Raw genomic sequence first — 22,927 nt, 5'->3', positions numbered from 1 at the left:
ATTAGCGACCATCGCTGGCAAGCCAGCTCCTACCGTGGGCCGAGTTTTCAGGCTATAACCGGCTTACGTTCCAACAAGTCTTCCAGCTCATCCAGCAACTCATCACCGCGCAGCAACGTGTAGTGCCCGCCCGCCAACAGGCGATCAACACCGTGATGACCGACCTGAGCCTCGAACACCCGACGTTCATCGTCGCGCCCGACCACCCACCAGCGATGCGCCGCGACCTGAATCGTCGGCAGTTGCCGCTGCGCCAGGGCAAGCTGTTTGAGCGAAGAACCGGTGGCGAAGATCTGCGTCAGTTCACTTGCCCCCAGCGCCGCATGACCGTTGGCACCGTGCATGGCCGCCTCGATCACCGCCGCGTCACCATCGAGTTCGTTCAGACCTGTGGCTTTCGAGTCAATCAGCGCCTGCGCCTCTTCAGACGGTTGGCCGAGGACAAACTTCAGGAAGTCCGCCAGATCTTCGCGCCAGTCCCCCGCTTCTGCCGTACCAGCCACATAGCTATCGACCAGTCCGGCGAATGCGACCGACTCACCCTGGCTTTCCAATTCATGGGCGACCAGTTGCGTCAACGCGCCACCCAACGACCAGCCGAGCAGGTAATACGGTCCTTCAGGCTGTTGAGCGCGAATCCGCTGCGCATAGGCCTGAGCCATGGCTTGCAGCGATTGATCCTGCCACTGCGGATCGAGCAGCATCCGGCATTGCAAACCATAAACCGTGCGCCGTCCTTCCAGACGCCGGGCCAGCGGTTCGTAGTCGAACACGGTGCCGAAACCGGCGTGCAGGCAGAACAGCGCCGGCATGTTCGCGACACGGCCATTCAGCGCCAGCAATGGGTCTGGCGCTTCCGCCGGTTCCGCCGCCTGATAGCCACTGAGTTCGGCAATGCACGGCTTCTGCATCAAATCGCGCAGTTTCAATTCGAAGCCAAGCTGCGGCTGGCTGCGCACCCGTGAGATGACTTTGAGTACTTGCAACGAGTCGCCACCCAGTTCGAAGAAATTGTCGTCAATGCCCACTTGCGGCACGCCGAGCACTTCTTGCCAGATCGCGCTCAACGCGGTTTCCAGTGCATTGCGCGGCGCGCGATAACCGCCAAGCGCCCATTCCGGCTCCGGCAGTGCACGACGATCCAGCTTGCCGTTGGCCGACAGCGGGAAGCGTTCCAGCACCATGATCCGCGCCGGCACCATGTAATCCGGCAGTTGCGCTTGCAGTTCAGCTTTCAAGCGGCGATCAAGTCCGACAGCACTGTCAGCCACCACGTACCCGACCAATTGCTTGCCAGTCGGCGTGTCATGCACCACCACGGCGGCATCCTGCACCCCGGCACAGTCACGCAAACGCGCTTCGATCTCGCCGAGTTCGATGCGGAAACCACGGATCTTCACTTGCTGATCAAGACGCCCCAGGTAGTCGATCAAGCCGCATTCGCGCTGGCGCACCAAATCACCGGTGCGGTACATGCGGCCACCGGCCTCGAACGGGTCGGGGATGAACCGCTCGGCACTCATGCCCGGACGCTGGTGATAACCCCGGGCCAGGCATTCGCCGCCCAGATACAACTCGCCGCTAACGCCGACCGGTAACGGATTGAGATCAGCATCCAGCACGTACAAGCCACGCCCCGCTACGCCGCGACCAATCGGCGCATAAGCGGCGTCACAGGTTTCGCTGGCTTCGGCACGCCATAGCAGCGGCGTGACCACGGTCTCGGTCGGGCCGTAGCCGTTGACCAGGCGCTGCGGACGCAGGGCACGCTTGACCTGCTCGAAACTGGCCTCTGGCACCGCGTCACCCCCAAAGCAATACACCTCGACCGCCGGCGGATTGCCCAGACGCTCAGCCACTTCGGCCATCTGTTGCAAGTACGCTGGCGGGAAGCAGGCGACGGTGACGTGGTGACGATGCAGCACTTCCAGGGTTTGTTCTGGCGTCCACAAACTGTCCTCACGAATCACCAGGCTGCCACCAGCGAGCATCACACTCAGCCAACGCTCCTGCGCACCGTCGAAAGCAAACGACATGAAGTGCAGTTCGCGGCTATGTGGCGCCAGTTCATAAAGCTCAACGATGCCGCGGCAATGCCGGGCAATCGGACCGCGCGCCACGGCCACGCCTTTCGGCTGGCCGGTGGAACCGGAGGTGTAGATCAGGTACGCCAAGTGTCCCGGCAATGGATTAATAACCGGGCATTCGCTGCTGCCGGCAACGTTCGATTGATCGAGCAACAAGCGCGGCGGGCTGTCGGCCAACGTCAAGCGTTCACCCAGATCGCTGTCGCAGATCAACAGGCTGGCAGCCGAATCGCTGAGCATGTAGACCAGACGCTCAGCCGGGTACGCGAGGTCCAGCGGCAAGTACGCCGCGCCGGCCTTGAGCACCGCGAGGAACGCAACAATGGTGCGCTCGGAACGCGGCAACGCCACTGCCACCATGCTTTCGGCACCGATGCCGCGCGCGATCAGTTGCTGCGCCAGACCGTTGGCCTGTGCATCGAGATCGGCATAGCTGACCTCTCGATTCTCGCAAAACAAGGCGGCTTTCTGCGGCTGATTGCGCACATGCTGGTTGAACCCGTGCAGCAGATCAGCGTTGTCGTTAGCCGCTTGCGGCAAACTCAAACGCGCTTCGGGCAAGCCGATGTTGCCGAGCAAGCAGTTCGCGTCTTCAGGCAAGGCCCGCAGCAGACCTTCCAGCTGAGCGCGAATGCGCTCGACTTCCTGTTCGCTGAAGCGATCACGCAAGTACAGGTACTCGACCTCCAGCCCTTCGTCGTTGGCGCTGACCATCAAGTCCATCGGGAAGTTGGTGACCCCGCCGCTGCCGACTTCGGCAAAGCGCAACTCGCCTTCCTGGCCACCGCGCAAGGCGCGGTCCACCGGATGGTTTTCGAACACGATGATGCTGTCGAACAAGCCCTGGCCACCCTGCCCGGCCCAGCGCTGGATGTCCGACAGTGGCGTGTGCTCGTAGTCACGGACCATCAGGTTGTAATCCTGCAACTCGCGCAGCCACTCGCCCAGCGGCTGTTGCGGGTCGAGGGTCTGGATCACCGGCAAGGTGTTGATGAACAGGCCGAGCATTTCCTGGGCACCGGCCAAACCGGTCGGGCGCCCCGCCACCGTGGCACCAAACGCGACACTGCGCTGACCGCTATGGCGCTGCAACAGCAACAACCACGCGCCTTGCACCAAGGTGTTGAGGGTCACGCGCTGACGCTTGGCGAAGCTGTGTAACTTGCGCGTTGCCTCGGCGTTGAGGTCGCTGTACATCACGCCATGGCCGGAGCCTGCGGCGCCGGAGGCCTTGGCCAGAATGGTCGGTGCTTCCAGCAATGCCAGGCGCTCACGCCAGAAACCTTCGGCCTGGGCATCGTCCTGACGTTGCAGCCAGCCGATGTAATCGGCGTAGCGACCGGTCAGCGCCGGCAGGCTGTCGTGGTGATACAGGCGCAGCATTTCGCCCAGCAAGCGCGACGCACTCCAGCCGTCCAACAGCAGGTGATGGTAAATCCAGATCATCTGGTAGCGATCTTCACCCAGACGCACCAGCACAAAGCGCATCAGCGGCGGACAACTCAGGTCGAAACCTTTGGCCTGTTCCGCAGCAGCCAACTCACTCAACGCTTGCTCGGCATCGCTACGGTCGCGCCAGTCGAATTCCTCGATGGGCAATTCGACCTCGGCGAACACCGCCTGCAGCGGATCAGCCAGACCATCACGCCAGCGGAACGCCGCACGCAGCACTTCATGACGCTCGATCAACGCTTGCCACGCCGCGCGGAAACGCGGTACCTGCAAGCCGTCCACGGCCACGCTCAACTGGTTGACGTAGGGGTTCAGCTCCGGTGAATCGAGGCAATGGAACAACATGCCGTGCTGCATCGGTGACAGCGGATAGAGGTCTTGCAGCCCGTCATGGGCGGCGACGTCGATGTGCGGCACCAGCGCAAACGCTTCGACTTTATGCGCTTCAATCAGCGCAGCTTCACGGGTGCTCGCCACGGCGGCCAAGGCACGAATGGTCTGCTGTTCGAACAGTTGCTTCGGACTGAAGACTAACCCGCGCTGCCCGGCGCGACTCACCGCTTGCAGCGAAATAATCGAGTCACCGCCCAATTCGAAGAAGTTCTCGGTGACACCCACCGCATCCAGCCCCAGCAGTTCCTTCCAGATCTCCACCAACAACGCTTCGGCCGGCGACGCGGCGGCCACCTGATCGTGATTCTGCCGAGTCGCCTCAGGCGCGGGCAGGCCCTGACGATCCAGCTTGCCGTTCGGCGTCAGCGGCAACGCGGCCAGGCACATCAGGTGCGCCGGCAGCATGTGCACCGGCAGACGGCTGCGCAGGTGCGCCGTCAACGCGTCACGCAAATCCTGCTCATCGGCCAGCGGATCGCGCGGCACCACGTAACCGACCAGTTGCCGGCTCACCGGGCCTTCGCGATCGATCACAAAGGCTTCACGCACGCCTTCGTGTTCCAGCAGGCAGGCTTCGATTTCGCCAAGTTCAATGCGGAAGCCGCGAATTTTCACTTGCTGGTCGATGCGCCCGAGGTACTCGACGACGCCATCGGCTCGGAACCTTGCGAGGTCGCCACTGCGATACAAGCGCGCACCGGGCACGAACGGATCCGGTACAAAACGCTCGGCGGTCAGGTCCGGACGTTGGTGATAACCACGGGCGACGCCCTCGCCGCCCAGGTACAACTCGCCTGCCACGCCGACCGGCAACGGCTGCAAGCCGCCATCCAGAATGTAGGCGCTGCGATTGCCGACGGGACGGCCAATCGGCATGAACGCCGAGTCGAATTCTGTGTCCGGATACGCTAGCCAGATCAGCGGCGTGATCACGGTTTCGGTCGGGCCATAGCCGTTGATGAGGCGCTTGGGTTGCAGGACTTGCTGCACCTCATCGAACGCATGCTTGGCCATGCCTTCGCCGCATGGGGTGTAAGAGCGGATCGGCAGATCACGCCCCGCTTCGCCCATGAAATCGGCGATCTGCGCCAGATAGCTCGGGGTAAAACAAGCGATGGTGATGCCGTGCTTTTCGATCTCAAGGCAGGTGCGCTCCACGCTCCACAACTCGTCGTCGCGGGGCATCACCGCCGAACCGAACACCAGCGGCGTCAACCAGCGCTCGTGGGCGCCGTCGAAGCTGATCGAGGCGAACTGCAACTCGCGGTCATCCGGGGTCATGCCGTACAACTCGCCAATCGACAGGCAATGCATGGCCAGCGGACCGTGAGCCACGCTGACGCCTTTCGGCCGCCCGGTGGAGCCCGAGGTGTAGATCAGATAAGCCAGATTTTCCCCGCAGGTCAGGTTGACCGGGTTGCTGTCCGCCATGGACGCCAGCGGTTCGCGGTCGATGTCCAGCACCGCCAAACCTTCCGGCAACGGCAGTTTTTCGCGCAACCACGATTGGCTGATCAGCAGTGAAATGCCGCTGTCCTCCATCAGGTAGCGCAAGCGTTCGGCTGGATACGCCGGATCCAGCGGCACGTAGGCACCGCCGGCCTTGAGGATCGCCAGCAAGCCGATGATCATTTCCGGCGAACGCTGCATCGCCAGGCCGACCCGCACTTCCGGGCCGATGCCGAGTGCGCGCAGGCGATGGGCTAGTTGATTAGCGCGACGGTTGAGTTGGTCGAAGCTCAGGTCCAGGTCGTTGAAAATCAGCGCCGTGGCGTCCGGTCGAATGACGGCCTGGGCCTCAATCAACTGATGCACGCACAACGGGTTTTGCGACGCGCTGAACGGTGGGTTCCATTCCAGTAATTGCTGCGCACGTTCCGCTGCGGTCAGCAGGTCGAGTTCGCTCAGGGCAGCCCGTGGCGCGGCGACCATTGCCGCTAGCAACGCCGCCAGATGCTCGCTCATGCGCACAATGGCTTCGCCGCTGAAATGCTCGCACTGGTAGCTCCAGTGGATACTGAGCTGGCTTTCAGCGGTGGCCGCCAGGGTCAGCGGGAAGTTGGTGCGTTCGTGGTTCTGCGGGACAGAGAAACTCAACCCCGCCGGTGCTCCCTGTTGCAGCGCTTCAGCCACCGGGAAGTTTTCGAACACCAGCAGGCTGTCGAACAGCGGCTCACCGGCACGCCCGGCCCAGCGCTGAATGTCACCCAACGCAGTGAACTCATGCTCACGCAGTTCGAGGTTCTGCGCCTGCAAGCGGCTCAGCCATTGCTCGACGCTTTCTACAGCGTCGGGGCTGCTGATCACCGGCAAGGTATTAATGAATAGACCAAGCTGGCTCTCGGCCCCCGGCAAATCTACCGGACGCCCCGCCACTGTCGCGCCGAACGCTACGCTGCGTTGACCGCTGTAGCGTTGCAACAAGAGCGCCCATGCACCCTGCACCAAGGTGTTAAGCGTCACTTTTTGCTGACGGACAAAGTCGCTGAAGCCTTTGCTGGTGGCGACGTCGAAGGTCTGGCGGTAGTCAGCAAAGTCTGCGCCTGAGCGATTTTTGCTGTCGCCATGGGCGAGGCTCTGGGCCAACAGTGTCGGGTTGTCGAGGGCTGCCAGTTGTTCGCGCCAGAACAGTTCGTCGGCTTGCGCATCCTGACGTTGCAGCCAGCCAATGTAGTCAGCGAAACGCCCGGTCGGCGCCTGAATCTCTTGCCCGGCATAACGCTGCAAGACTTCACTCAGCAGCAGCGAATTACTCCAGCCATCGAGCAACAGGTGATGGTGGGTGTAGATCAGGTGTTGACGCTCGTCATCCAGTCGCACCAGGGTCAGGCGCATCAGCGGCGCCCGGGTGGAATCCAGTTGCAGGCGTTCGCTATCGATCAGTTGCGCCAGCGCCTCGGCCTGATCATCACGATTGCGCCAGTCGAGACAGGTCATCGGCAATTGCAGGTGACGATGCACCAATTGCACCGGCGCTTCGAAGCCTTGCGGGAAGTGGAAACTGCTGCGCAGGATCGCGTGGCTGTCGAGTACCGCTTGCCAGGCGCGGCCCAGACGTTCGGCATCGAGACCGCGAGCCTCGACGCTGAGCTGGTTGACGTAGGCGCCGGAATCCGACTCGTACAAGCTGTGGAACAACAGACCGGCCTGCATCGGCGACAGCGGATACACATCCTCGATTTGCGCCGGTGGCACTGGCAGACCGTCGAGTTGCGCCTGAGTCAGTCGGGCCAGCTGGAAGTCCGCCGGAGTCACGCCGCCCGCACCGTCGCTCAGGCAGTGCTCGATCAGCGCCAGCAATTCGGCGCGGAAGTCAGCGGCCAGGGTTTCGATTTCGCGACGGTCGAAGCATTCGCGGCTGAAGGTCCAGTCGAGTTTCAGTTCGCCGCCATACACCTGACCGTCCACCGACAGCCAGTTCGGCAACGGTGCATCCGCCGATTGCGCGGCACCGCTGGATTCCTTCGCGGGCGTGAACAAGGCGTCTTCGGCAAAGCTCTGGTCAAACTGGCCCAGATAGTTGAACGTCACTCGCGCCTGCGGCAGCGCGGCCAACGCCGCTTGGGTCCGGGCGTCGCCCATATAGCGCAACAGGCCATAGCCCAGGCCTTTGCCGGGGATTTCGCGCAGTTGCTGCTTGATGGCCTTGATCGAACCGGCGAGGTCGGCGGTCGGCGTCAGGCGCACCGGGAACAGGCTGGAGAACCAGCCGACGGTGCGGGTCAGGTCGATGTCGTCGAACAGTTCTTCACGACCGTGGCCTTCGAGCTGGATCAGCGCCGATTCGACACCGGTCCAGCGGCTGAGGGTGCGGGCCAGTGCGGTCAGCAGCAGGTCGTTGACTTGCGTGCGGTAGATTGCCGGCGCTTGTTGCAGCAATTGGCGAGTCTGCTCGCGGTCCAGGCCGATGCTGACGCCCTGGCGCAGATGCCCGGCCTGACTCGCTTCAACATTGGCCGCTGGCAGTGAATCACTGGCACCGGCCAGTTGACGTTGCCACCAGTTCAATTCGCTGGCGGCGGCGTCGGAGTGTGCATGGGCATCAAGCTTGTCGGCCCAGGCCTGGAACGCGCTGGTCTTCGGTGGCAGTTCCTGCCCTTGGTAAGCCGCCTGCAAATCTTCAAGCAACACCCGCCACGACACACCGTCCACCGCCAAGTGGTGGATGACCAACAGCAAACGTTGAGAGCCATCGGCCTGGGCAATCAGCGCCACCCGCAGCAATGGCCCGTCTTGCAGACTGAGGCTGCGTTGCGCTTCATCACACACCGATTCCAGCGACGCATCGTTGGCCACGCGGGCGGTCCAGAGCATGTCGATGACATCGGCGCTGTCGGCCCCGACGTAACGCGCCGACCATTGCCCATCAACCTGACTGAAGCGCAGGCGCAACGCGTCGTGCTGTTTGAGCACGCGTTGCAGCGCGCCTTGCAGACGCGGCAAATCGAGGGTTTCCCGTGGCGTCAGCAAAACGGCCTGGTTCCAGTGGGCACGCTGGGGAATCGACTCGTTGAAGAACCAGCGCTGGATCGGAGTGAGTGTCTGCCCACCCTCCACCGGCCCCTGTTGCGCCAGCGGTGCTGCCTGTTCTTTGACCACCGCAGCCAGCGCTTGCAAGGTCTGCTGCTGGAACAGGTCGCGAGGTTGCAGGCTCAAACCGGCGCGACGGGCGCGGCTGACCACCTGGATCGAAATGATCGAATCGCCGCCCAGTTCGAAGAAGTTGTCCTGACGACCCACCTGTTCCACACCCAACACGTCTTGCCAGATCTGCGCCAGCAGCTGTTCGTGTGCGCTGCGCGGCGCTTCAAAAGCCCGCTGGCTGACTTGCGCGGTCGGCGCCGGCAGGCGTTTGCGCTCGAGTTTGCCGTTGGGGCTCAGGGGCATTTGCTCGATCAGCACGGAATGCGCCGGCACCATGTAATCCGGCAGGCTGCCGAGCAAATGGCTTTTCAGGGTCTCGCGCCAGGCGCCTTGCTGCTCGGTATCGGCGCCGATCAGTGCGCGATCCTGCGGCACGATGTAGGCCACCAGTTGCTTGCCGCCCGGGCCGTCGAGGGCCAGCACCACGGCCTCCTGCACCTCGGCATGTTCTTGCAAACGCGCCTCGATTTCGCCCAGTTCGATGCGCAAGCCGCGAATCTTCACTTGATGGTCGATGCGTCCGCAGTAGTCGATGGCGCCGTCGGCGCGATAGCGCGCCAGGTCACCAGTACGGTACAGACGCTCGCCGCTGCCGAACGGGTCGACCACGAACCGCTCGGCGGTCAGCGCGCCGCGACGGTGATAACCACGGGCCAGGCCAACGCCGCCAAGGTACAACTCGCCCACCGCGCCCAGCGGCAACGGCTGCAGTTCGCTGTCGAGGATGCAGGTGCGCAGGTTGGCGATGGGACGACCGATCGGCACGCTGTCGCGGCCCTCTTCCACGCAGCTCCAATGGGTTACGTCGATGGCCGCTTCGGTCGGGCCGTAGAGGTTGTACAGATTGGCTTGCGGCAAGATGCGCAGGGTTTGGCGTTGCAGCTCCATCGGCAGCGCTTCGCCACTGCAAATGATCCGGGTCAGCGACGTGCAGGCCAGCGCCTCGTCGGCAACGATGAACGCCGACAGCATCGACGGCACGAAGTGCAGCGTGGTGATTGCCTGCTCGACGATCAGCGCAGCGAGGCGTTGCGGATCGCGGTGCTCACCCGGCGCGGCGATGACCAGTGTGGCGCCCTTCATCAACGGCCAGAAAAACTCCCACACCGACACGTCGAAACTGAAAGGCGTCTTTTGCAGCACACGGTCACTCGGCAGCAGGTTGTAGGCTTGCTGCATCCACTCCAGGCGGTTATGCAGTGCCACATGGCGGTTGCCCGCGCCCTTGGGTTTACCGGTGGAACCGGAGGTGTAGATCACGTAGGCGAGGTTTTCCGCCTGCGCCAGATTGACGGGATCGGTGCCCGGCAAGTTGCTCAACCAATTGGCTTCATCGCGCAGGCACAAGGTGCGCACGTGGTCCGGGGTCGGCAGTTGGGCGAGCAGTTGTTCTTGGGTCAGCAGCAGCGAAATGCCGCTGTCTTCGATCATGTAGCTCAGGCGATCGAGCGGGTATTCCGGGTCCAGCGGCACGTAGGCGCCACCAGCCTTGAGGATTGCCAACAGGCCGACGACCATTTCAAACGAACGGTCGCAGGCAATGCCGACGATCACTTCCGGCCCGACACCCTGGGCGCGCAAATGATGCGCCAGGCGGTTGGCCCGCAGGTTCAGCTCGGCGTAGCTCAGGCGCTGGCCTTGGAACACCAGTGCCGTGGCCGCAGGATTATCAAGCACCCGCGCTTCGAAATGCTGCTGCACGCAGACTTCGCCCGGATAGCTTGTGGCGGTGTCGTTGAGATCATTAAGGATGCGCAAGCGCTCGTCGGCGTCCAGCAACGGCAATTCGGCCAGCGGGGTTTGCGGATTTGCCAGCACTGCGGTCAACAGGTTGCGCCAGTGGCGAGCCAGGTTTTCGATGCGTTCGGCGTCGAACAAATCAGTGGCGTAGGTCAGGCTGGCGAAGAGTTTGTCGCCCTCCTCCTGGGTGTCCAGTTGCAGGTCGAACTGAGTGGTATGCGCCGTGGCGTTCAGTGCTTCGACACGCAGGCCCGCCAGCAAACCGTTGACCGCGGCCGGTTTGGCCTGCTGATGGTTGAACATCACTTGGAACAACGGGCTGTGGCTAAGGCTGCGTTCGCCTTGCAACGCCTGCACCAGGCGCTCGAACGGCAAGTCCTGATAATCCTGGGCGTCGAGCGAGGTAGCACGGGTTTGCTCAAGCAACTGACTGAACGGCAGACGTCCGTCGAGTTCGGCGCGCATCACCTGAGTGTTAACGAAAAAACCGATCAGACCACGGGTTTCCGCGCGATTACGGTTGCCGATGGGCACGCCGATGCGCAGGTCGGATTGGCCGCTGTAGCGGTATAGCAAGGCCTGGAAACTCGCCAGCAACAGCATGAACGGCGTGACGCCGCGTTGTCTGGCCAAGGCCATCAAACCAGTAGCCACGTCTGCATCGAGCACGAAATCCAGACGCGCACCACGCTGGCTCGGTTGCGCCGGACGCGGTCGATCCGTCGGCAGTTCCAGCAGCGGCTGTTCGCTGCCGAGTTTTTCGCGCCACCAATCGAGTTGACGCTCCAGCTCCCCCGCGTCCATCCAGCGACGTTGCCACGCGGCGTAGTCCGAATACTGAATCGGCAGCGTTTCCAGCTTCGCGCTCTGCCCTTGGCAATGAGCGGCATAGAGTCGGGAAAACTCCTCCACCAACACACCCATCGACCAGCCGTCGGTCACGATGTGGTGCAGGGTCAGCACCAACACATGGTCCTCGGCGTCCAGTTGCAACAGGCTGACGCGCAGTAGTGGGCCGTGTTGCAGATCGAACGGCCGGACGATTTCCTGCTCGACTTTTTTCATCGCCAGCTCGAGGCGCTGCGCCACGGGTTCGGCGCGCAAATCATGCTGTTCGATAGGCAGCGTGGTGAACGTCGCCAAGGCCTGCATGACCTGACCGTCATCCTCGATGAATCGGCTGCGCAAACTCTGATGCCGCTCCAACAACACATCGAAACTCTGCTGCAACGCCGCGACATTCAGCGGCCCGTGCAAACGCAGCACGGCCGGAATGTTGTAGGCGCTGCTCTGCGGATCAAGCTGCCAGAGAAACCATTGACGTTGCTGCGCGTAAGACAGCTCGAAGGTCGCTTGCGGCTCGGCGGCGGGCGGGATCGGCAGTTGGCCGAAGCTCACACCCTGCTCCTGCATTTTTGTCAGAAACTCGCGGCGCTTGTCGGCAGGCAGGCCGGCGAAGCGGGTGGCGATACGCATGGCGGTGGTGTGTTCCATCAATTGATCTCCATCTCGTCGAGAAGCGACTCAAGCGCATCCAGACGTGCATCGTTGTCAGTCGGGGCGTGTTGCCCGGCCATGGCGGCATAAGCCTGAAGGTCGGTGGACTCGAACAGCGCGCGCAGCGGCAGCTCGATGCCCAGTTCCAGTTCCACGCGGGCACTGGCCTGGGCGGCAAGCAGCGAGTGCCCGCCCAATTCAAAGAAGTTGTCGCGCCGGCCGATCTGCGCCACGCCCAGCACGTCGGCCCAGATCGCCGCCAGTTGCTGTTCGCGGTCGCCTTCGGGGGCTTCGAACGGACGTTGCCATTCCTGCGCATCGGGCAGCGGCAAGGCTTTACGGTCGAGCTTGCCGTTGCCGGTCAGTGGCAATTCGTCGAGCAACAGCCAGTGGCTCGGCACCATGTACTCCGGCAGGTCGACCTTGAGCGCAGCGCGCAGGTTGTCGCGCCAGTTGATCGGATCGAACGGGGTTTGCTCGGCGACGAGGTAGGCACACAGCTGCGGCCCACCGTCGCCGGCATGCACGCTCAGCACCGCTTGACGCACGCCCGGTTGCGCCAGCAGCGCGGCTTCGATTTCACCGAGTTCGATGCGGAAGCCGCGAATTTTCACTTGCTGGTCGATGCGCCCGAGGTAGTCGATGCTGCCATCGACGCGCTGGCGCGCCAGGTCGCCGCTGCGATAAAGGCGTTGCCCGGCATCGAACGGACTCGGCACAAAACGTTCGGCGGTCAGGCCGAAGCGCCCGTGATAACCCCGCGACAGACCGGCACCGGCGATGTACAACTCGCCCGCCACGCCGACCGGCACCGGTTGCAACTGGCTGTCGAGCAAGTACCAGCGCAAGTCGCGGATCGGCAAACCGATCGGGCTCAGGGCCTTGCCGTCGAGATCGGCCAACCGGATCGCACGATAAGTCACGTGCACGGTGGTTTCGGTGATGCCGTACATGTTGACCAGGGTCGGTTGCTGGTCGCCGAAGCGTTCGAACCACGGACGCAGGCTCGCAACTTCCAGCGCTTCACCGCCGAAAATCACCTGCCGCAGCGCCAGATTGCGCGGACTGGCGCAGGCAATCGGCAACAGTTGGCGGAACGCCGTCGGGGTCTGGCTCAGCACCGTCACGCCTTCATCGCAGAGCAAGCGGTGAAACGCCTGGGGCTCGCGGCTGATGTCATAAGGCACGATCACCAGACGCCCGCCAGTGCACAGCGAACCAAACAACTCCCACACCGAAAAATCGAAGGCGTAGGAATGGAACAGGGTCCAGACATCGTCCGCGCCGAAGTTGAACTCGGCGGCCGTGGCAGTCAGCAGACGCCCGACGTTGCCATGGCTGAGCAATGCGCCTTTCGGCCGACCGGTGGAACCAGAGGTGTAGATGACGTAGGCGAGGTTGTCCGCAGACGCCAGGGTCGGCGGGTTTTCGCTGCCGTAGGTGTCCAGTTGCAACGATTCCAGACTCAACACCTGTACGTCGTCGCGAGCCGGCAAGCCGTCGATCAGATGTTGTTGGGTCAACAGCAATGCGATGCCGCTGTCTTCGATCATGTAACTCAAACGTTCGGCCGGGTACTGCGGGTCAAGCGGCACGTAGGCACCACCGGCCTTGAGAATCGCCAACAGGCCAACCACCAACGGCATCGCCCGCTCGGTGGCAATGCCGACCCGCACTTCCGGCCCCACACCCTGCTCGCGCAGTTTGTGCGCCAGTCGGTTGGCCTGGGCATTGAGCGCGGCGTAGCTCAGGTGCTCGCCTTCACAGGACAGGGCGATGGCGTCCGGGCGTTGCGCGGCTTGTGCTTCGAAGAGCTGATGCAGCGTTGGCGATGGCGGTTGCGCTTCGAACGTCGGGTTCCAGTGCTGAATCAAGCCGTCGTATTCCTGCGCTTGCAGCAGCGGCAGTTCGGCGACGCGCTGCTGTGGATCGACGACCACGGCGCGCAGCAGGTTCAGCCACTGCTCGGCGAAACGCTGCATTGATGCTTCGTCGTACAGATCGGTGGCGTAGCTGAGGCTGGCGTCGAGTCCATCGCCCTGCTCCTGGGTGTCGAGTACCAGATCGAATTGCGCGGTGTGTTGCTGCCAGTGCAGGCGTTCAACCTGCAAGTCGGCGACGGCACGCTCGACGCTGTCACCCAACTGCTGCTGATGGTTGTAGAGCACCTGGAACAACGGGCTGTGATTGAGGCTGCGGTCCGGCTGCAAGGCATCGACCAATTGCTCGAACGGCAAATCCTGATGGGCCTGCGCACCCAATGCCACTTGCTTGACCTGTTGCAGCAACGTGCTGAAGGACAGTTGCCCGTCGATCTCGGCACGCAGCACTTGGGTGTTGATGAAGAAGCCGATCAGACCTTCTGTTTCGAGGCGCGAACGCCCGGCACCAGGCACGCCGACGCTGATGCTCGACTGCCCGCTCTGGCGATGCAGCAAGGTCTGGAAACTCGCCAGCAACAACATGAACAGCGTCACTTGCTCGTCCTGAGCGCGTTGGCGCAGACCGGCCAGCAGTTCGCCGTCGATGTTCAACGCCAGTGTCGCTCCGCGCCCACTGCGGCGCGCCGGACGGGTCAGGTCACTCGGCAATTCGAGGGGTGCCTGACTGCCATCCAGTTGCTCGCGCCACCACGCCAGTTGCCGCGCGCCCTCGCCCGCTTCCAGCCAGTCGCGCTGCCAGCGTGCGTAGTCGCTGTAATCCACCGGCAAGCTATTCAGGTTTGCAGCGCTACCTGCGACGGCAGCCTGATACAACGCGCTGAATTCATCGACCATGACCTGCATCGACCAGCCATCGGCGGCGATGTGGTGCACGGTGAGCACCAGCACGTGATCTTCGGCGCCGATTTGCAGCAGCAACACGCGCCACAGCGGGCCGTTGCGCAGCTCGAACGGACGGGCGATCTCTTCGGCCACGGCGTCGTTGATCAGCGAATCGGCGACTGACCGCTCGTTCAGTTGCAACGCCATTTCGACGTGCACCAACGGACGCGCCTGCTGACCGTCCTGTTCGAAGGTCGTGCGCAGGGTTTCGTGGCGCGTCTGCAATTGTGTGAAGGCTACGCGCATGGCTTGGCGGTTCAGCGAACCCTTGAGACGCAGCGCCGCCGGGATGTTGTAGGCCGAACTCTGTGGGTCCAGTTGCCAGAGAATCCACTGGCGTTGCTGGGCGTAGGACAGGATTCGCGGTTGATCCGCTGCCGCACGTTCCAGCGCCGGTTGGCCGCTGGTTTCGGCCCGCGCTGCGCGTTGGGCGAATTGCGCCAGGTTCGCGGCAGAGAACAGGCTGCTCACGGACAGCTCAAGTTGCAATTGCTGACGCACACGGGAGATCACTTGCAGCACCAGCAACGAATGACCGCCCAATTCGAAGAAGTTGTCGTCACGGCCCACGCGTTCGACCTGCAACACGTCCTGCCAGATCAGCGCCAGTTGCGTTTCCAGTCCTTGAGCCGGGGCCACGAATTCACGTTGTGCATCGACGGTTTCAGCACGGGGCAAAGTCCTGCGGTCGAGTTTGCCGTTGTTGTTGAGCGGCAGCTTGTCCAGCAGGATCAGGTGGCTTGGCACCATGTATTCCGGTAGCGACTCACGCAAAACAGTCTTGAGCTGTTCCAGATAGTCAGCTTGAGAAACCACCGCGCCGCTGGGCACGACGTACGCCACCAGTTGCGTGCCGTCCTGGGCGATGACCGCCGCTTCACGCACATCCTCGCGCGCTTGCAGGCAGGCTTCGATCTCGCCCATCTCGATGCGGAAACCACGAATCTTCACCTGATGGTCAATCCGCCCGACGTATTCCAGATCACCCTTGGCGTTGTAGCGCGCCAGGTCGCCGCTGCGATACAGCCGCGCACCCGGCTCGCGGGCAAACGGGTCCGGCAGGAAGCGTTCGGCGGTCAGGGCCGGACGGTCGAAATAGCTTTGCGCCAGGCAGGCCGGTGCGCCGATGCACAATTCGCCGACGCCATCGGCCGGCAGCAATTGCCCGGCCGAATCCAGCACATACAACGCACGGCCAGGGATGGCGCGACCGATAGGAATGCCGAACGCGTCGCTGGCATCTTGCAGCCGGCATTCATGCACGCTGGACACTACGGTCGCCTCGGTCGGGCCGTAGGTGTTGAGCAATCGTACGTGGCTCAAGCCTGCCTGATGCCACAGGCGCAGGCCTTCCACCGACATCGCTTCGCCACCGACGTGAACCTGGCGCAAATCACCGAGGTTTGGCACCGCGCCACTGGCACATTCACCGGCCAACAGGAACCAGTAAGCGGCGGGCAAGTCTGCGACGGTGACGCCCTGATCGACGATTTCCGCGGCCAGTCGACCGGCATCCCACAGCTCATTGTCACGCATGACCAACGCCGCGCCGACGCACAACGCCGGGAAGCATTGCTCGACGAAGCCGTCGAAGCTGAAGGTTGCGAATTGCAGCACGCGGTCGGCGGCTGACAACGTCGAGTAATCGGCGGCACTCTGGCAGAACTCGCGCAGCGCACCATGGGCGATAGCCACGCCTTTGGGTTGGCCGGTGGATCCGGAGGTGTAGATGATGTAGGCGAGGTCTTCGGCAAGCGCCTGGTTGTGCGGATCGCTTTCCGCATAACCAACGCTATCGTCGAGGCGCAGACGCGTAAGTCCTGCGGGCAAAGGCATGTGGTCAAGCAAACCGGACTCGCATAGCAGCACATCGAGACGGCTGTCCTCGATCATGTAGGCCAGGCGTTCGGTCGGGTAATTCGGGTCCAGTGGCACATAGGCCGCGCCGCTTTTCAGCACGGCGAGCAGGCTGACGATCAGTTGCGGGCCGCGACGCAATGCAAGACCCACGCGCTTACCGGGACCGGCAGCGTTTTCAATCAAACGATGGGCGAGACGGTTGGCCTGAGCGTTCAACTGACCGTAGCTCAAGGAATGCCCATCGACCTGCAACGCCAGCGCATGCGGCGTTGCCGCAGCCTGAGCCGCGATTTGCTCGTGTACCAAACCTGTTGTGGATAACTCAACCGCCGCTGGCTGGCTGATCGCGAGTACCGCGCTTTTGCCTTCGAGATCGAGTAATTCCAGGGAACCGAGTACCGCATCCGGCGACGCCACCAATTGCGCCAACAAGTGCTGCAAATTGGCCGACAACTGCACGACCTGCGCCGCACTGAACCTCGCCGCGTCGTAGCTGAAATCCAGTCCCAGTCCTTCGCCCAATTCAACGCCGAGGGTCAGCGGATAGTGCGTGCGTTCGTGGTTGTGCAGGTTGCCGAACCACAACCCGGCCGGCGCACCCTGCTTCAACGCTTCGGCCACCGGGAAGTTTTCGAACACCATCAGGCTGTCGAACAGCGCCGAACTCCTCTTTTCAAATGCCTGCTGGCCCGCCCAACCCTGAATGTCGTACAGCGGCACGTGCTCGAACTCGCGCATGGCCAGGTTCAGGCCTTGCAACTCGCCGAGCCATTGACTGACGGTCTGGTCCGGCTTCATCGCGCAGACCAGAGGCAGGGTATTGATGAACAAGCCGAGCTGTTCCTCAATCCCCGGCAACGGTGCCGAACGCCCGGCGACGGTAGCGCCGAACACCACGCAATCCTGGTCAGTGTAGCGTTGCAGCAACAGGCTCCACGCCGCTTGCAGAACGGTGTTGAGGGTGACTTTCTGCTGACGGGCGAAGTCGGCCAGATGCCCGGTTGCGCGACTATCGAGGGCGACGTGATGTTCCTCGATACCCTCTGCGCCGACCGGTGGACGCAAGGCTTCGGCCAGCAGCGTCGGAGCTTCCAACGGAGCCAATGCGGCTTTCCAGAACTGCTCGCCAGCAGGCGCCGATTGCCGCTGCAACCAGCCCAGGTAATCTCGATATTGCCCGGTCGGCGCCGGCAGCGGCTGGCCGGCGGCGTAATGCTGGATCACTTCGGCGAGCAACTGCGCGTTGCTCCAGCCGTCCATCAAAATGTGATGGCTGGTGTAGATCAGGTGCCAGTCCTGGGAGCCTTTGCGAACCAGTTTCAAGCGGAACAGCGGCGCGCGGCCCAAGGCAAATTCTTCTGCACGTTCGGCGTCGGCCAATGCGTCGGTGTCGGTCGCTTCAAGCACTTGCAGCGGCAGCGTCACCTGACGGGCAATCGCTTGATGCGCGGTGTCGAGGCCCTGCCAGTGGAAGCTGCTGCGCAGGATGTCGTGTCGTTCCAGCGCGGCTTGCCAGGCGTTGGCGAAACGTTCCGGGTCGAGGCCCTGAATGTCCAGGCGCAACTGGCTGATGTAGGCGCCGACCTGCGGCTCGTACAGGGTGTGGAACAACATGCCCTGCTGCATCGGCGACAGCGGATAGAGGTCTTCGAGGTTCGTAACGGCAATCGGCAATGCGTCGAGTTGCACTTGGTTGATGCGCGCCAGTGGGAAATCCGACGGCGTGGCTTGGGGCTCTGGCAGCGTGCAGCAATGCTCGATCAGCGCGTTGAGTTCCTGCGCGTAATCGTCGGCCAGACGCTGGATAGTCGCGGTGTCAAACATCTCGCGGCTGAAGCCCCAGCTCAGGGACAACTCGCCGCCATAGACCTGGCCTTCGACCACCAGCCAGTTGCCCAGCGGGGCCGATGGATCCTGCGCCACGCCGTTGCCTTCGGTGGACGGGGTGAACAACGCGCCGTCGTCGAACTGCCGGTCGAACTGCCCCAGATAGTTGAAGGTGATGCGCGGTTGCGGCAACGCGGCCAGTTCGGCGCAAACCTGCGCAGTGCCGAGGTAACGCAACGCGCCGTAGCCCAGACCTTTGTCCGGCACGCTGCGCAGTTGCTCCTTGATGCTTTTGATCGAATCGCCGAGGTCAACTGCCGGTGTCAGGTTGACCGGGAACAGACTGGTAAACCAACCCACGGTGCGGGTCAGGTCAATGTCATCGAACAGGTCTTCACGGCCATGGCCTTCGAGCTGGATCAGCGAACTGCCCTGCCCGCTCCAGCGGCAAACCGCGCGCGCCAGTGCGGTCAACAGCAGGTCGTTGACCTGGGTGCGATAGGCCGCCGGGGCTTGTTGTAGCAGCTTGCGGGTTTGTTCGGTGTCGAGCTTGAGTTCGAGTTTTTCCTCGAAACGGTTTTCCAGCGCGCCGCTCGGACGTTCGCAGGGCAGATTATTCGGTGCACCCTGCAATTGGGCCTTCCAATGACCGAGGCTGTTTTCAAACGTTGGTAGGTGGTCCTGCAAACGGGCAACCCAGCGCTGATAGCTGCTGGTTTTCGCCGGCGCAACGCCGCCGTTGTAGAACTGTTGAAGGTCTTCCAGCAGCACGCGCCAAGACACCCCGTCCACGGCCAAATGGTGGATGACCAGCAGCAAACGCTCGCTGCCGTCGGCCATGGCGATAAACAGCGCGCGAATCAACGGCCCGCTCTGCAAGCCGAGACTGCGCTGGGCTTCGTTGCACAAGGTGTTGAGTTCTTCGACCGACTGCGCCTGCCGTTGCCACAGCACTGAGTCGGTGGTCGGCGCCGCGTAGGCTTGCTGCCAACCGTTGGCGGTCTGCTGGTAACGCAGGCGCAAACTGTCGTGATGAGTCAGCAGTTGCTCCAGGGCGCGATCCAGCGCCACGACGTTCAACGGCTCGCGCGGTACCAGCAATAGCGACTGGTTCCAGTGTTGACGCTGCGGGATGTCTTGTTCGAAGAACCACTGCTGCACCGGCGCCAGCGCCACCGCACCCACCGCTGGGCCTTGGTCGATCAATTGCTGCTGACCGCTGCGCGCCGCTTGGGCAAGACTGCGAATGGTCTGGTGCTGGAACAGGTCCTTGGGGCTCAACACAATGCCGGCCTGGCGGGCGCGGCTGACCACTTGCATCGACACGATGGAATCGCCGCCCAGTTCGAAGAAATTGTCTTCCAGGCCGATGTTGTCGATGGCCAGCACGTCCTGCCAGATTGCCGCGAGGGACTTTTCCAGACCGCTGCGCGGGGCGATGTGTTCGCGCTGTTGCTGGCTGCCATCCACCGCTGGCAAGGCCTTGCGATCGAGCTTGCCGTTGGGCGTCAGCGGCAGTGCTGCGAGGAACAGCAGGAACGCCGGGACCATGTAATCCGGCAGGTGCTGGCGCAGCGCGGCTTTCAGGGATTCGCGCAGGGCCGCTTGAGCATCGGTGTCGCCCAACAATTCCGGTTCGCTCGGCACGATGTAGGCCACCAATTGCTGACCGTTGGCGCCCTCCTGCGCGAGTACTGCCAGTTCGCGCACGGCGTCCTGCTGCAACAACTGCGCTTCGATTTCGCCCAGTTCGATGCGCAAGCCGCGCACCTTGACCTGATGATCGATACGACCGACGTATTGCAAACTGCCGTCGGCCTGATAACGGGTCAGGTCACCGGTGCGGTACAGGCGTTCGCCGTTACTGGCGAATGGGTTCGGCACGTATTTTTCGGCGGTCAGGCTCGGGCGCGACAGGTAGCCGCGAGTGATGCCGGCGCCGCTCAGGTACAGCTCGGCGGACACGCCTTGCGGCACCGGTTGCAGGTCGGCATCGAGCAGATAACTGGCGGTGTGCTTGAGCGGACGACCGATGTTGGCGCGGCCCCCGGCTTCGCGACGGGTCCAGGTCGAATAGGTGGTGTCTTCCGATGGGCCGTAGAGGTCGTAGACGTGCTCGACGGTCGGCTGCTGGTACAGCGCGTCGACCAGACTTTGCTTCAGCGGCTCACCGGCGAGGTTAATGATGCGCACGCTCGGCGGAATCTGCCCGTCGCGCTGCAAGGCGTTAATCGCCGAGGGCACGGTGTTGATCAGGCGCACCTGATCCCGGGCCGGCAATTGCGGCAACTCCAGGGCATTACGGGCGATGATCACCGAGCCGCCGTTGGCCAGGGTGACGAACAGCTCCCACACCGACAGGTCGAAGCACACCGAGGTCGAGGCCAGTACGCCCTGGATGTCGTCGCGGCTGTAGACCGATTTCGACCAGTCGATCAGCGCCAACACGTTGCGGTGGGCGATGGCTACGCCTTTGGGCTTGCCGGTGGAGCCCGAGGTGTAGATGACGTAGGCCAGGTTATCCGGCTTGACGCGGGTGACCGGGGCGCTGGATGGGTAAGCGGCCAGCCATTCGGCATCGTCCATCAGCAACACTTGGGTGTCGGCGGTCACGTTCAGTGTCGCGGCGACACCGTGTTCGGTCAGCAGCACCAACGCGCGGCTGTCTTCGAGCATGTAGGCGACGCGTTCAGCAGGGTAATCCGGGTCCAGCGGGACGTAGGCGCCACCGGCCTTGAGCACCGCCAGCAATGCGATCAGCAGATGTTCGGAACGCAGCATCGCGACTCCGACCCGGACTTCCGGACCCACACCGAGTTCGATCAGTTTGTGCGCCAGGCGATTGGCCTGAGTGTCGAGTTCGCCGTAGGTCAACTGCCTGTTGGCGAAGCTCACTGCCCGTGCATTCGGGGTTGCGGCGACCTGTTGGGCGATCAACTCATGAATGCACAACTCCTGCGCGAAGCTGTCGTCAGCCAGATTCCACTCATGGACGATGCGCTGATACTCAGCCTGCTCCAGCAATGGCAAATCGCTGATGCGCTGCTGCGAATCGCCGACCATGCCTTGCAGCAGGTGCGTCCAGTGTCGTGCCATGCGCGTGATGGTCGCGGCGTCGAACAGGTCGTTGGCGTAGGTCAGCGCGGCGTGCAGCTTGCCGCCCTTTTCATACGTATCGAGGGTCAGGTCGAACTGGGTGGTGCGTCCTTGCCACTCGATTAAGCCCAGCGCCAGGCCAGACTTTGTCGTCACCATGGAGATGTCCGCGACTTGCGGCTGGTGGTTGTACATCACCTGGAACAATGGCGTATGGCTGAGGCTGCGCTCCAGTTTCAAGGCTTCGACCAGACGCTCGAATGGCAGGTCCTGATGGGCCTGGGCGCCGAGAGCAGTCTCTTTGATGGAGCGCAGGAGATCGTCGACGCGAGTCTGGCCGTCCAGTTGCGTGCGCAACACCTGAGTGTTGACGAAGAAGCCGATCAAGCCTTCGATCTCGGCGCGGTTGCGGTTGGCAATCGGCACGCCAACGCGGATATCGGTCTGCCCGGTGTAGCGATGCAGCAGCACGTTGAATGCGCCAAGCAACAGCATGAACAGGGTGACGTTGTGCTTCTGTGCGGTGACGCGCAGTTGCTCGGCCAGTTGTGGGTCGACAGCAAACTCGTAACGGGTGCCGCGATTGCTCGGCATCGCCGGGCGCGGATGATCGGTAGGCAGTTCCAGTACCGGATGCTCATCGCCCAGTTGCGCCTGCCAGTAATTCAGTTGCCGCGCCTGTTCGCCGGCCTCCAGCCAGCGGCGCTGCCACAAGGCGTAGTCGCTGTACTCGATCGGCAATGGTGAGAGTTGCGGTTGAGCGCCGACATCAAAGGCGTCGTAGCAGCGGATGAATTCGTCGATCAGCACGTTCATCGACCAGCCATCGGACACGATGTGGTGCAGGGTTAGCAGCAGCACGTGTTCCTGATCGGCGAGTTTGAGCAAGTTGACCCGCAGCAAAGGGCCGGTGCCCAGATCGAACGGTATCACCGATTGCTGCTCGGCGGCCCGAGCCACGGCCTGCTCGCGCTCGGTGGCCGGCAAGGTGCCGAGATCCGCATGGGCGATCACCAGCGGTTCAGTGGTCGGCATTTGCAGCAAGCTGTCATCGGCCTGACGCTGGAAAACGGTGCGCAAGGTTTCATGGCGCGCCGCCAGGCTGGCAAACGCCTGTTCCAGCGCTGGCAGGTTCAAACGACCGGTCAACCGCACAGCGCCCGGCAGGTTATAGGCGCCGCTTTGCGGGTCCAGTTGCCAGAGAAACCACATACGTTGCTGGGCGTACGACAGCGCCTGGCGATCCTCCGCGTCGACGCCGGCAGGAATCGGAAACCGGGCAAAATCAACGCCCTCCTTTTGCAAGGCCGCAAGGAACATCTGGCGCTTTTCCAGGGGCAACCCGATAAACCGGCGAGCTAGTTTCAAGGAGTCTTCAGCATTCATTTCTGGGTATCCGGATCAGTGGCGGGAAGCACAAAGGCACGTCGTCCCTATAAAACGAATGCAGACCGGAAAAATTAGCGAATGAGAATAATTATCAGAGAGGAAAGAACACACTTTTGT

At 62.7% G+C, this 22,927-nt stretch carries 2 protein-coding genes; both read right to left on the bottom strand.

The features are described 5' to 3' along the window. Positions 1-47: 47 nt before the first annotated feature. On the bottom strand, positions 48-11,810 hold the full coding sequence (locus ABVN21_RS04655; RefSeq protein WP_339556059.1) for a non-ribosomal peptide synthase/polyketide synthase: 11,763 nt from the start codon (positions 11,808-11,810) through the stop codon (positions 48-50). Further along, positions 11,810-22,807 carry an amino acid adenylation domain-containing protein gene (locus ABVN21_RS04650; protein ID WP_339556060.1) on the bottom strand — a complete coding sequence of 3,666 codons (10,998 nt, stop codon included), beginning with the start codon at positions 22,805-22,807 and terminating at the stop codon, positions 11,810-11,812. The genes ABVN21_RS04655 and ABVN21_RS04650 overlap by 1 nt, the downstream gene beginning before the upstream one ends. Positions 22,808-22,927 lie beyond the last annotated feature (120 nt).

It is taken from the genome of Pseudomonas sp. MYb327 (genome assembly GCF_040438925.1).
Classification (GTDB): Bacteria; Pseudomonadota; Gammaproteobacteria; order Pseudomonadales; family Pseudomonadaceae; genus Aquipseudomonas.
This window is presented reverse-complemented; position numbering and strand designations above follow the sequence as displayed.